This window comes from Aeromonas sp. 2MA4, assembly GCF_029237305.1.
Taxonomy (GTDB): domain Bacteria; phylum Pseudomonadota; class Gammaproteobacteria; order Enterobacterales; family Aeromonadaceae; genus Aeromonas; species Aeromonas salmonicida.
In genome coordinates this window covers 1-12,734 of record NZ_JAACFY010000026.1, presented here as the reverse complement: position 1 = coordinate 12,734, position 12,734 = coordinate 1, and the positions used below count along the sequence as shown (strand labels likewise).

Genomic DNA, 12,734 nt, shown 5'->3' with positions numbered 1-12,734 from the left:
TTGCCATTAATCACGGCGCCCAGCATACCCAGTCAGGCCGCTTTGCTCTACCCCGCCAGCGGGAACTGTGATCCCGTTGGCAACACGGTGGCAACATCCGGTGTAACGGCGGCCTCCTCTTTGGCCAAGGCAACCGCCGGCAATGAAACCCGCTCCAGCAACTTGAGGGAGTGGGCGCGGCCAACCGCCACCTGCCGCTTGATGTCATCGGGCAGGAAGGGCAGGCCGTCATTGGTGGCCGTGTCTATGGTCTGGATCCACTCCAGCCCCTCCCCCGGTGGCGGCAGACGGAACTGGATATCGTAGTCGCTGGCGTTGAACAGCACATACCAGCGCTCCCCTTCGCACTGCTGCATGCCGATGTCCATGGCAAACGCCTGTCCCATGGGGGCGTGCCAATCCTGATCCGTCAGCTGATGGCCGTCCGGGTGATACCAGTTGACCTGATGGCAGCTGCTGGGTGCCCCGTTCCAGCTGTCATCGCTCAGTTGCAGATTGGCGAAGACGGAGGACTCCGCCCGCAGGGCCATCATCTGCTGGGTGAAGGCGAGCAGCCGCTCATCCTCCGGCCGCCACTGCCAGTTGACCCAGCTGATCTGGTTGTCCTGGCAATAGGCGTTGTTGTTGCCCAGCTGGCTGCGGCCCATCTCGTCCCCGGCCAGGAAGTGCGGGGTGCCCTGGGAGAGCAGCAGGGTGGCAATCAGGTTGCGCTTCTGCTGCTGACGCAGGTTGTTCACTCTGGGATCGAGCGTCGGCCCCTCGACACCGTGGTTGCTGGAGAGGTTGTTGCCGTGACCATCCCGGTTGTCCTCGCCATTGGCCTGGTTGTGGCGCTGGTTGTAGGAGACCAGATCCTCCAGGGTGAAACCGTCGTGATAGCAGAGGTAGTTGACGCTGGTATGGGGAGCGCGCCAGTTCTTCGGGAAGAGATCCCGCGAGCCCACAAGCCGGGTGGCAAAATCCCCCATCTTGCCGGCATCGCCGCGCCAAAAAGCGCGCACAGTGTCGCGGTAACGGTCGTTGATCTCCAGCCACTGGCTCGGGAACTGGCCGAGGCGATAGCCGAACGGCCCTATGTCCCAGGGCTCTGCGATGAGCTTGACCCGCGCCAGCACGGGATCCGCCATCATGGCCTTGAAGAAGGCCCCCATGGGATCGAATTCCCCCGCCTCCCGCGCCAGGGTGACGGCAAGATCGAAGCGAAAACCATCCACCTGCATCTCCGTGACCCAGTAACGCAGGGCATCCAGCACCAGCCGCAGGCTGTTGGGGTGATCCAGATTGACGCTGTTGCCGCAGCCGGTGACGTTGGCATGGCGACTGTAGTCGGGGCCGTGAGCCCCCGCCTCGAAGGCATAGTAGCCCGCATTGTCAAAGCCCTTGAATGACAAGGTGGGGCCATCGAAACCGGATTCGGCGGTGTGGTTGTAGACAACGTCGAGTATGACTTCGAGCCCAGCCCTGTGCAGCTCGCGCACCATGGTCTTGAACTCGGTCACCGCCTCCCCCGCGCTGTAGCGCGGCTCGGGGGCAAAGAAGGCGATGGGGTTGTAGCCCCAGTAGTTGGTGAGCCCCAGCTGCTCGAGCCTGGGCTCGGACATGAAGGCCGCCACCGGCATCAGCTGCACAGAGGTAACGCCGAGGGACTTCAAGTGCTCGATGATCACCGGATGGCAGATGCCAAGGTAGGTGCCGCGCAGTTCGCTCGGTACCCCCTGATGCTGGCGGGTGAACCCCTTGACGTGGGTTTCGTAGATGACGGTACGTGCAGGCTCTATGCCCGGCTTGCCGACCCCCTGCCAGTCGAAGGTGTCATCCACCACCACTGACTTGGCCACCATGGCGGCGCTGTCGCCCTCATACAGTTTGTCATCCCAATGAGTCGCCCGGCTGAGCGCCCTGGCATAGGGGTCGATCAGCAGCTTTTGCGGATCAAACAGCATCCCCTCCTGGGGCGCACCATGTACCCGATAACCGTAACGCTGACCGGCCTTGACGCCGCGCACATAGCCGAAGCGATATTGGCCGCGCCGGCCGGGCAATGCCAGCCGGACCAGCTCCTGCTCCTGCTCGTCGAACAGGCAGAGCTCTACCATGTCCGATTGGGGAGCCCAGACGCAGAAGTGACAACCCGTCTCATCGAGCAGGACACCCAGCGGGTGGTCCTGCCCCTTTTCCATTGCAAACATCAAGACTCCTGTTTGATGAACAAGGTCGCGAGCGGCGGCAGATCCAGCACTATGCTGTGCCCCAATCCCTGCCAGGGGGTTGGCTCGGCGACGAAGACCAGACCCACATCATAGTTGCTGCCCCAGTAATGCTCGCTATCCGTGTTGAGCACCACGCGGTAATTGCCGGCGGCAGGCACCCCGAGTCGATAGGCGATGCGCGGTACCGGCGTGAAGTTGCAGGCCACCATGATCGGGTGGGCCCCCTGCTTGTCGGCCCGCAGCCAGGCAAAGACACTGTTGTCGGCGTCGTTGTGATCCAGCCAGCGGAAACCGGTCTGCTCATAATCGGCCTGATACAAGGCAGCTTCATGACGGTAGAGGTGGTTGAGATCACGGATCAGGCGCTGCTGACCGCCGTGCTTGGGATACTGCAGCAGGTGCCAGGGCAGCTGGGCATCGTGGTTCCACTCGTTGCTCTGGGCGATTTCGGTGCCCATGAAGTTGAGCTTCTTGCCCGGGTGGGCATACATGAAGCCCATGTAGGCGCGCAAGTTGGCCGATTGCTGCCACTCGTCGCCGGGCATCTTGTAGAGCATGGAGTGCTTGCCGTGCACCACCTCGTCGTGGGAGAGCGACAGGATGAAGTTCTCGTCATAGTGATAAACCATGGAGAAAGTCATGTCGTTGTGGTGATAGCGGCGGTGAATAGGCTCTTTCTGCATATAGGTGAGGGTGTCGTGCATCCAGCCCATATTCCACTTGAAGCCAAAACCGAGGCCACCGAGGAAGGTGGGACGAGACACGCCGGCAAAGGCGGTGGACTCTTCGGCTATGGTCATGGCGTGGGGATACTTGCCGTACACCTCTTCGTTGGTCCACTTCAGCAGGCTGATCGCCTCGTAGTTGTGGTTGCCACCGTCGACGTTCGGCACCCACTCGCCGGCATTGCGCGAGTAATCCAGATAGAGCATGGAGGCGACCGCATCCACCCGCAGGCCGTCGATGTGGAACTTGTCGAGCCAGAACAGGGCACTCGCCACCAGGAACTGGCGCACCGTATTGCGGCCAAAATCGTAAATGTAGGAGTTCCAGTCCGGGTGCCAACCACGGCGCGGATCTTCGTACTCATAGAGCGGCGTGCCGTCGAAACGGGCCAGACCGTGGGCATCGGACGGGAAGTGAGCCGGTACCCAGTCCAGGATGACGCCTATGCCGGCCTGGTGGCACTGATCCACGAAATATTTGAAGTCATCGGCACTGCCGTAACGGCTGGTGGGAGAGAACATGCCCACCGGCTGATAGCCCCAGGAACCGCTGAACGGATGCTCGGAGACTGGCAGCAATTCGATATGGGTGTACTCCATCTCCTTGATGTAGGACACCAGATCCACCGCCAGCTCGCGCCAGCTCAGGCTGTCGCCGTTGGGGTGGCGCTTCCAGGAGCCGACATGCAGTTCATAGATGGAGAGGGGCTGATCCCGCTTGTCATTGTGCTGGCTGGCAATCCAGGCGGCATCTTGCCACTGGTATTGATCGTGGTCATACACCACTGAGGCGAACGACGGATACTGTTCGCAGTAGAAACCGACAGGGTCGCTCTTGTGAGGCAGACGATGACCGGCAGGATCCTTGAGTTCAAACTTGTAGCGATCCCCGGCCTTGAGGCCCGGCACGAACAGCACCCAGTGACCGCACTGGCTGCGCTGCATGGGGTGACGACGGCCGTCCCAGAAGTTGAAATCACCGATCAGGCTCACGGCGGTGGCGCTCGGCGCATAGACGGCAAAACGCACCCCTTCCACCTGCACGCCAAGATGCTCCACGCTGCGCAGTTGCGCACCCAGGGTGTGGTAGATATTTTCCGGCTGTGAGGTCAGTTCCGCCAGACCGGCCCAACCCGCATCCTGAAACTGATAAGGGTCGACAAATTCAGTACTGGCATCGGGATAGCTGGCGAGCAGCTGATAGGGAAAGGGATTTTTACGGCGGGTGAAAACAGTTTCAAAAAGGCCCGATTCATCGGTGGGTGCCAGGGTGGCAACGACTTTGCCCGACTTGAGATCCTTGACGCGCACCTCAAGGGCATCCGGCAACCAGGCGGTCAGTTTGAGGCCAGGCCCATCCGGATTGGCCTGCAGGCCTAAATGAGAGAAGGGATCGGCACAGCGGGCAGCAACCAAACGTTCAACGAGCATCGAGATTTCCTTTCATAGCTGAGCATCCGCTCCGGCCAGGGCCGAAGCGGATGTAAGTGAGTCACGTTTTGTCGGCAGTGGCTCAACGACTGGCCTCATCACGGGCCTGGCTCATCTTGCCTGCCAGCGCCTTGAGCGCTTCATTGGCAAAAATATCCTCCAGATCGGTGGACAGCTTGCGACGCCAGTTGGGGTATTCGTAACTGGTGCCCGGCACGTTGACCGGCTTGTCCATCTCCAGCCAGTCTTCCAGCTGGGTGCTGAACAGGGCACAGCTGCCGCGGGACATATGCAGTTGCAGACCATGGTTGAGCTCGGTATTCATGCCGACCCAGTTCACGTCATGACTGATGTCGTCAGAGATGACCCCATGGGCATGCAGGCTGTCGAGGATCCGCTGCTTGGCCTGGTGGCGATCAGCATACAGTGTCTTGAGAACGTCTTCATCCGGATACAATCCCAACTCGCGACCCAGCGCCAGATCGTCGCAATGCCAGAAGCCCTTCAGGGTCGGCATGTCGTGGGTGGTCAGGGCCGACATCGCCTGCTCGGTGTAGTGAGCGGGAGAGATGAAACCGCCATCGGCCTTGGATCGCTCGAAGAAGAACACCTTGTAGGAGTGAACCCCGTTCTCTTTGAGCGTGACGTCTATGCCTTCCGGCACAGTTCCCAGGTCTTCACCGATCAGCAGGCACTGATTGCGGTGGGATTCGAGCGCCAGGATCCCCAGCAGATCGTTGACCGGATAATAAATGTAGGCCCCCTTGGCGGCAGACTCTCCGGGCGGCACCCACCACAGGCGCAGCAAGGCCATTACATGGTCGATGCGCAGCGCGCCGCAGGAGCGCATGTTGGCGCGGAACAGATCCACCATGGGCTGATAGGCAGCTTCAAACAGCTGGTTCGGGTTCATGGGGGGCAGGCCCCAGTTCTGGCCAAGCGGGCCCAGAATGTCAGGCGGTGCACCGACCGAGGCTTTCGGGCAGTAGAGATCCCGGTTGGCCCAGATCTCGGTGGAGCCTTCGGAGACGCCGACCGCCAGATCCCGATAGATCCCCATCACCATGCCAGCGGCCTTGGCGCGAGCATCGGCTTGCGCCAGCTGCTCATCGGCCAGGAACTGCAGGTAGAGATAGAAGTTCACATCCTGGCTGTGCGCGGCCATCCAGGCAGCCACCTCGGGGTTGTGGTAATCACGCAACTCTTGCGGCCATACCGGCCAGCCCCAGGCATTTTCGCCCTTGGCATAGAAGTGGGCCTGCAGGGCATCAAACGCCGCCTGCTGTTGCAGGCTGTCACCACCGGCCGCCACGAAGGCATCGAGACTGGCCTGGCGCTCGGCACTGAAGCTGGCTTCATCGAACACCTGACGCAGCATGCCAATCTTGGTCTGGATCACACCGGTGTAATCCACGTTGCTCTTGGCACGCAGTTCATTGAGGTGCTGCTGGAAGGCCGGATTGGCCACTTCGGCCTTGAGGCGATCGTTGGCCAGAAACTCGGGCACGGCTTCCACGTTGATATAGGCCACATTGAGCCAGCGACGGGAAGAGGGGCTGTAAGGGCTGGCACTCTCGGGGTTGGCCGGATAGAGGGCATGAATGGGGTTCAGACCCACGAAGTGGGCCCCCCAGGCGGCCGCTTTCTCGACCAGCTGGCCGAGATCGCTGAAATCACCGATCCCCCAGTTGTGACGGCTGCGCAGGCAGTAGAGCTGCACGCTCGGCCCCCACACCTTGCGGCCATCGGCAATGGGAGCCTGTTTGTAACAAGCTTTGGGTGCGACGATAAGACGCATACTGGCGAGCGGCTCATCATTGCCCTCTTCCAGCAAGGTCAGCTGGTGATAGCCAAGTGCTGGCTGAACATCCAGCGCGACCTGGTAGGCCTGGCACTCCATCTCTTCGAATTCAGCCACGCCAACCAGCTCACCCTCGATGGGGGTGATTTGGCCGGACAACACAGTCCCCTGCTCCAGCTTGAGCTGCCAGGTAAGGGCGTCATTGACGAAATCGATGGGCAGACGGACTTCAAGGGTGATGGGCTCACCGCTGCGGACCACCATGACGGGATCCAGCGCGCGCAGCCAATGCTGACGGTGCTCCTCTTCCAGCTGCTCGGTCAGGGCGGCCTCGTCATCGACGCGGTAACCCATGGCGCCCAGCATGGCAGACTTGCTCTCTTCGGATACCTGGGCCGGGTGGCCCCAGGCATCAACATACTCGCTGGCGATACCTTTGGCGGCAGCCAGCTGTTCAATCAGGGTGGTCATAGTTTGAGAATTCCCGCTGTGGATTCTATCTATACTATTTTGATTAATTTTTATGGGTGGTACTTGAACAGTGGCTCTGTGGCCATGCTAAACCGCGCACATTTTTACACATCTGCCGGGCTGGTTGTGTGACAGAGCAGGCACTATTGTTGATCTCTGTGACGCTGACCAATAGATAGTTATTTCGACAAAAACTGGTAGTCAGTTACATAAACAGAAAATAAATTTCACAGTTTTTCATGATATAGCGCAATTTCAGACAGATTGTTGGTTGACTCACAGGGGAGTTCTAGTAAATTTACAAACGGAATTTTCTTTGACTACTGAACAGTTAGGTAACCAAATATGACTATCAAAGTAGGTATTAACGGTTTTGGCCGCATCGGTCGTTTCGTGTTCCGTCTGGCCGCTGAGCGTGCTGACATCGAAGTGGTTGGCATCAACGACCTGATCGACGTTGACTACATGGCTTACATGCTGAAGTACGATTCAACTCACGGTCGTTTCAACGGTACCGTTGAAGTTAAAGACGGCAACCTGGTTGTTAACGGCAAAACCGTACGTGTTACCGCTGAGCGTGACCCGGCCAACCTGAAATGGGATGCCATCGGTGTTGACGTTGTTGCCGAAGCCACCGGTCTGTTCTTGGACGACGCAACTGCTCGCAAGCACATCGCTGCCGGTGCCAAGAAAGTCGTTCTGACTGGCCCGTCCAAAGACGCCACTCCTATGTTCGTCATGGGTGTCAACGACGCTACCTACGCTGGCCAGGACATCGTTTCCAACGCTTCCTGCACCACCAACTGCCTGGCTCCGATCGCCAAGGTTCTGAACGATACCTTCGGTATCGAATCCGGCCTGATGACCACTGTCCACGCTACCACTGCTACCCAGAAGACCGTTGATGGTCCGTCTGCCAAAGACTGGCGCGGTGGCCGCGGTGCGGCTCAGAACATCATCCCGTCCTCTACCGGTGCTGCCAAAGCTGTTGGCGTTGTTATCCCGGAACTGAACGGCAAGCTGACTGGTATGGCCTTCCGCGTACCGACTCCGGACGTGTCCGTTGTTGACCTGACCGTCAACCTGAAGAAAGCCGCTACCTACGCCGAAATCTGTGCAGCCATGAAAGCAGCCTCTGAAGGCTCCATGAAGGGTGTGCTGGGCTACACCGAAGATCAAGTGGTCTCCACTGACTTCCTGGGTGAGCGTCAGACTTCCGTGTTCGATGCCAAGGCTGGTATCGCACTGAACGACAAATTCGTTAAAGTTGTATCCTGGTACGACAACGAAATGGGCTACTCCAGCAAAGTTCTGGACCTGATCGCTCACATCTCCAAGTAATTTGGGATGCGCAATCAAGTAGCTTGAAAAAGGCGGCCATTGGCCGCCTTTTTGTATTTCGGCCCCTGGATTTTCCGACCCTCTCTTCTGAATGTGCGCGAGCACAGGAGTCCTCATGCAACCGATACGCTCTCTGACTGCCCACTGTACCCTCAGCCATAACGCGGCTGGCCAACCCCTGCTCACCATCGACAATGGCGATGCCAAGGCCGAGATCAGCCTGCTTGGCGCCCATGTGTTGCGCTACCAGCGTCACGGCGAACCCGCCTCGATCTGGCTCAGCGACAAGGCAGTGCTGGATGGCAGCAAGCCCATCCGCGGCGGTATCCCAGTCTGCTGGCCCTGGTTTGGCCCGGCGCCAGCCCGCGTTGGCAGTGGCAAGCCTTCCCATGGCTTTGCCCGCACCACTCTCTGGACCCTGGACGGCGTCTCCGATCACGGCGATGGCACCCTGGTACATCTCTCTCTGCGTGACAATGAGTCAACCCGTGCCCTCTGGCCGCACCCTTTCGAACTGGAACTGGACGTGCTGATAGGCAAGGAACTCTCGCTGGTGCTGACTACCCGCAATACGGGTAAAGCCCCCGTCGCCTATAATGCCGCCTTGCACACCTATCTGCAGATAAGCGCCCCAGAGGCTGTCAGCGTGACCGGGCTGGGTGAGCCTTATGCCGACAAGCTGACCGGTCAGGATGGGCAGCAGCAGGGTACTCTGACGCTCACAGCTGCCATTGATCGAGTCTACCACCAAGCCGAGGCCATGGTGATGGTCAAGGACGGCGATCGCACCACTAAAGTGGTGAGCGGCAACAACGACAGCATCGTGGTCTGGACCCCCTGGCTGGAAGGGGCCACCGCCATGGCGGACATGAGCGACGATGGCTACCGCACCATGCTCTGCGTCGAAGCGGCCATCACGGCCGAGGCTGGCGTCGTTATCGCGCCGGATGAGGAGCACAGCCTCTCTACCGTGATCATCTGATCTTCGTCTTCGCGAACCCCATAACGAAAGAGGGCACCCCAACGGGTGCCCTCTTCTATTCAGCCTCTCTATTCAACTCTTCGCGCACTCAGGCGTTACCCTTAGTCTTTAGCTTGAGTTCGGCAGCGAAGTCCAGCATGCGATCCAGCGGGATCAGCGCCTTCACCCGCAGGGCTTCATCCACCAGGATCTCGTGACGCTCGGCGCCATCGGTCAACGCCTCCTTGATCGCCACCAGGCCGTTCATCGCCATCCAGGGACAGTGGGCGCAGCTACGGCAGGTGGCACCATCGCCACCGGTCGGCGCCTCGACCATCTCCTTGTCCGGACAAGCCTGCTGCATCTTGTAGAAGATGCCGCGATCGGTCGCCACTATCAGCTTCTGCTGGGGCAGCTCTTTGGCCGCCTTGATCAGCTGACTGGTGGAGCCCACCGCATCGGCCAGCTCGATGACGGAAGCCGGAGATTCCGGGTGCACCAGCACGGCCGCATCCGGGTTCTGCTCCTTGAGCTCGCGCAGGGCCTTGGCCTTGAATTCGTCATGGACGATGCAGTGGCCCTGCCAGCGCAGCATCTGGGCCCCCGTCTTCTTCTCGATATAGGCACCGAGGTGCCTGTCCGGGCCCCAGATGATCTTGTGGCCCTGGCTGTCGAGGTGTTCGACTATCTCAAGCGCAATGCTGGACGTCACCACCCAGTCCGCCCGTGCCTTCACCGCCGCCGAGGTATTGGCATAGACCACCACTATGTGGTCGGGGTGGGCATCGCAGAAGGCCGAGAATTTATCGATGGGACAGCCCAGATCGAGGGAACACTCGGCCTCCAGGGTCGGCATCAGTACCCGCTTGTGAGGGCTCAGGATCTTGGAGGTCTCCCCCATGAAGCGAACCCCGGCGACGATCAGGGTCTGCGCGGCATGATCCCGACCAAAGCGGGCCATCTCGAGAGAGTCACCGACGAAACCGCCACTGGCCTCGGCCAGCGCCTGGATCTCGGGATCCGTGTAGTAGTGGGCAACCAGCACGGCCTGACGCTCTTTCAGCAGTGCCTTGATGTCTGCGATCAGGGTCGTTTTCTGCTCGGCGGTCAGCGGGGCCGGTTTGACCGGGAACGGGTAGTCCATCTCGACCACCGGAGGGATATTGCTCAGTGCATTGCTCATTGCGACTGTTCCATCAAGGCTCGGAAAGGCAAAAATTATAACCAGAAGCCGGCCACAAACCCATCAACAAATCCGGTGATACGCAAGTGTCCGAATATACTCAAGTAATTCGTTGTCATTCTTGCCAAAAGGAGTTGTCGAATGAAACAACGCTCTCTCAAAACCAAGCTGCTGTTGCTCACCATGGGCCTCTTTCTGTCCAGTGGACTGGCCATGACACTGATGCAATCCTCCTCCTTGCAATCCCTGCGCAGCGACATCATGGCCCAGACCCGCAGTGCGCTGGAGCAGGAGGTCTCTCGCACCCTGCAGTTCCAGGCCGAGCGTTACGCAGTACAAATAGGGGCCCTGTTGCAACAGTCCTATCAGGTGCCGCTGGGGATCGCCGCCCAGCTCGAGGGCAGCATGGCTCAGCCTGATCGCGCCCTCTCCCGTCCCCAGGTCGAAACCCTGCTGGGCAGCCGCTTGCAGCAGGCGAGCGGGATCAGCTCCATTTATGCCCAGTTTGAAACCGATGGCTATGATGGCCAGGATACCAGCTGGCAGTCCGGCGCATCCCACTCAGTGTCCGACAAGGGCAGTCTGGAGATCTACTTCGTCCGGGACCAGGGTGGCCAGGTCTCGCAACAGCAAGTGGACGCTGCCTCCAGCGAGGCCAAGTACGACACCTCGGTCAACGAATTCGGTATTCGCAACAGCGAATGGTACCTGTGCGGCCGCGATACTCGTCGCCCCTGCCTGATGGAACCCTACCTCTACGAGATAAGTCCGGGCAACCAGATGCTGATGACCAGCCTGACGGTGCCCATCCTCAAGGAGGGCAAGTTCGTTGGCATAACCGGTGTCGACATGAACTTGCCCATTTTCCAGCAACTGGCAGAAAGCCTGGGTAAAAGCCTGTATGACAATCAGGCCGACGTGACCCTGGTCAGCAAGATGGGGCTCATCGTCGGCAGCAACCGCCATGCCGACAAGCTGGGCCGTCCGCTGACGGAGGTCGGTCTGAGCGCCCCCACAGGACAAACCCTGGATACCGATACCGACTTTATCCTGCAACAACCTGTGCGGATCGAGGCGGCCGATACCCAGTGGTGGCTGCTGATCAAGGTACCCAAGGCGCTGGCACTGAGTCAGGCCAACACCATCAGCACTCAGCTGGGGGATCTGATGCAGGCGGCCCAGCGCCAACAGCTGATCACAGTGACCCTCATCACCCTGCTGGCACTGGGCCTGCTCATCTGGTTCATCCAGACCATCACGGCCCCCTTGTCGCTCATCAGCCGCCATGTCTCCCACCTCTCCAGCAACGAGGGAGACTTGACCCAGCAGATGCAGATAGACACCCACCAGGAGCTGATCGAGCTGGCAGGACACCTTAACGCCTTTCTCGGCAAGCTGCGCGGCATGGTGCAGGGCAGCAAACTGATAGGCCAGCAGGTACACCAGCAGGCACAGGGCATGAAGCAGACGGCCGATACCATGCGCACCAGTCTGGATGAGCAGAGCATAGAGCTTGAGAGCGTGGTCAGCGCCATGCACCAGATGAGCACCACTGCGGTCAGCGTGGCGGGTTACGCGGAACAGGCCGCCCAGGAGTCAGAAGCAGCAACCCATCACATCAATACCGCCCAGCAGACCCTGAGCAATGCCCGCAACGAGATCCATACCCTGGTTGAAGACATGCATCAGGCTGACAAGGCAGTGGCGCTGGTGGCCCAGCGCAGCACCAATATCAGCCGTATTCTGGATGTGATCCGGGCCATTGCCGAGCAGACCAACCTGCTGGCACTGAACGCAGCCATAGAGGCAGCGCGGGCGGGAGACATGGGACGAGGTTTTGCGGTGGTGGCAGACGAAGTACGGGCCCTTGCCAACAAGACCCGGGAGTCCACCGACGAGATAGGCCAGCTCATCGGCAGCCTGCAAACCGAGGTGAGCAGCAGCCAGCAACTGATGAGCACAGGTATCACCCGCTCGGCCAGCACGGTCGAGGGCACGGAACAGGCGTTCGAGGCCCTCAACCGGGTGGTCGCCCAGATCCAGCAGATCCACGATCACATCAGCCAGGTGGCCACCGCCGCCGAGCAGCAGAGTGCGGTCAGCGATGACATCAACCAGAACCTGATGCGCATTGGTGATGCCGCCACCACCATTGGCCAGGAGGCCAGTGCCAGTCATCGCTTGAGCGAAGAGCTGGAGCAGGCCTCAACTGCACTGGCAACCCAGCTGGACCGCTTGAGAACCTGATGACAAACGACCATAAAAAAAGCCCGCATCGTTGCGGGCTTTTTTATCTGGTGGTCGTTACTGGGATCGAACCAGTGACCCCCTCCTTGTAAGGGAGGTGCTCTCCCAGCTGAGCTAAACGACCTGGGATTCTGAAATGATGGTGGGTCGTGCTGGATTCGAACCAGCGACCAATTGATTAAAAGTCAACTGCTCTACCGACTGAGCTAACGACCCATCTAAATCATTTTTTACAAACTGGTGGTCGTTACTGGGATCGAACCAGTGACCCCCTCCTTGTAAGGGAGGTGCTCTCCCAGCTGAGCTAAACGACCTGGGATTCTGAAATGATGGTGGGTCGTGCTGGATTCGAACCAGCGACCAA

The 12,734-nt window shown here is 59.6% G+C and carries 7 protein-coding genes and 3 tRNA genes; 3 read left to right on the top strand and 7 right to left on the bottom strand.

Annotated features, from left to right (window positions below):
• Positions 1-47 precede the first annotated feature (47 nt).
• The 3 genes from glgX to malQ form a co-directional block, all read right to left on the bottom strand.
• Complete coding sequence (glgX, locus tag GWQ31_RS20080; RefSeq protein ID WP_275910132.1) at positions 48-2,189, bottom strand: glycogen debranching protein GlgX; 2,142 nt, start codon at positions 2,187-2,189, stop codon at positions 48-50.
• Entirely contained in the window at positions 2,189-4,366 is a 2,178-nt protein-coding gene (gene glgB, locus GWQ31_RS20075; RefSeq protein ID WP_275910131.1) for a 1,4-alpha-glucan branching protein GlgB, read from the bottom strand. Before glgB ends, glgX begins: the two co-directional genes overlap by 1 nt.
• An 82-nt stretch (positions 4,367-4,448) precedes the next feature.
• Complete coding sequence (malQ, locus tag GWQ31_RS20070; RefSeq protein ID WP_275910130.1) at positions 4,449-6,638, bottom strand: 4-alpha-glucanotransferase; 2,190 nt, start codon at positions 6,636-6,638, stop codon at positions 4,449-4,451.
• Between the two features lie 345 nt (positions 6,639-6,983).
• Between malQ and gap the strand changes: the two genes are divergently transcribed.
• Together gap and GWQ31_RS20060 are read left to right on the top strand one after the other, a co-directional pair.
• A complete protein-coding gene (gene gap, locus GWQ31_RS20065; RefSeq protein ID WP_005313250.1) occupies positions 6,984-7,979 on the top strand; it encodes a type I glyceraldehyde-3-phosphate dehydrogenase in 996 nt (331 codons plus the stop codon).
• A 115-nt stretch (positions 7,980-8,094) separates the two neighbouring features.
• On the top strand, positions 8,095-8,961 hold the full coding sequence (locus tag GWQ31_RS20060; RefSeq protein ID WP_275910129.1) for a D-hexose-6-phosphate mutarotase: 867 nt from the start codon (positions 8,095-8,097) through the stop codon (positions 8,959-8,961).
• Between the two features lie 88 nt (positions 8,962-9,049).
• Here the strand turns inward: GWQ31_RS20060 and nadA are convergent, their stop codons facing one another.
• Positions 9,050-10,123 (bottom strand): quinolinate synthase NadA, encoded by a 1,074-nt coding sequence (gene nadA / locus GWQ31_RS20055; protein ID WP_192896365.1) that lies wholly within the window; start codon positions 10,121-10,123, stop codon positions 9,050-9,052.
• A gap of 141 nt (positions 10,124-10,264) precedes the next feature.
• Here nadA and GWQ31_RS20050 point away from each other — a divergent pair, with 141 nt between their 5' ends.
• Complete coding sequence (locus GWQ31_RS20050; protein ID WP_275910128.1) at positions 10,265-12,370, top strand: methyl-accepting chemotaxis protein; 2,106 nt, start codon at positions 10,265-10,267, stop codon at positions 12,368-12,370.
• Positions 12,371-12,418: 48 nt separating this feature from the next.
• Here GWQ31_RS20050 and GWQ31_RS20045 read toward each other — a convergent pair.
• From GWQ31_RS20045 to GWQ31_RS20035, 3 genes are all read right to left on the bottom strand, one after another.
• Positions 12,419-12,494 (bottom strand) — tRNA-Val (locus GWQ31_RS20045).
• A gap of 16 nt (positions 12,495-12,510) precedes the next feature.
• Positions 12,511-12,586: transfer RNA gene (locus GWQ31_RS20040), tRNA-Lys, on the bottom strand.
• Between the two features lie 22 nt (positions 12,587-12,608).
• Positions 12,609-12,684 (bottom strand) — tRNA-Val (locus tag GWQ31_RS20035).
• Positions 12,685-12,734 lie beyond the last annotated feature (50 nt).

Bases quoted from the DNA above. Each gene is read 5' to 3' on its own strand.
- GWQ31_RS20050 (WP_275910128.1), top strand. From the start codon at position 10,265: ATGAAACAACGCTCTCTCAAAACCAAGCTGCTGTTGCTCACCATGGGC.
- glgX (WP_275910132.1), bottom strand. From the start codon at position 2,189: ATGTTTGCAATGGAAAAGGGGCAGGACCACCCGCTGGGTGTCCTGCTC.
- malQ (WP_275910130.1), bottom strand. From the start codon at position 6,638: ATGACCACCCTGATTGAACAGCTGGCTGCCGCCAAAGGTATCGCCAGC.
- GWQ31_RS20060 (WP_275910129.1), top strand. From the start codon at position 8,095: ATGCAACCGATACGCTCTCTGACTGCCCACTGTACCCTCAGCCATAAC.
- nadA (WP_192896365.1), bottom strand. From the start codon at position 10,123: ATGAGCAATGCACTGAGCAATATCCCTCCGGTGGTCGAGATGGACTAC.
- glgB (WP_275910131.1), bottom strand. From the start codon at position 4,366: ATGCTCGTTGAACGTTTGGTTGCTGCCCGCTGTGCCGATCCCTTCTCT.
- gap (WP_005313250.1), top strand. From the start codon at position 6,984: ATGACTATCAAAGTAGGTATTAACGGTTTTGGCCGCATCGGTCGTTTC.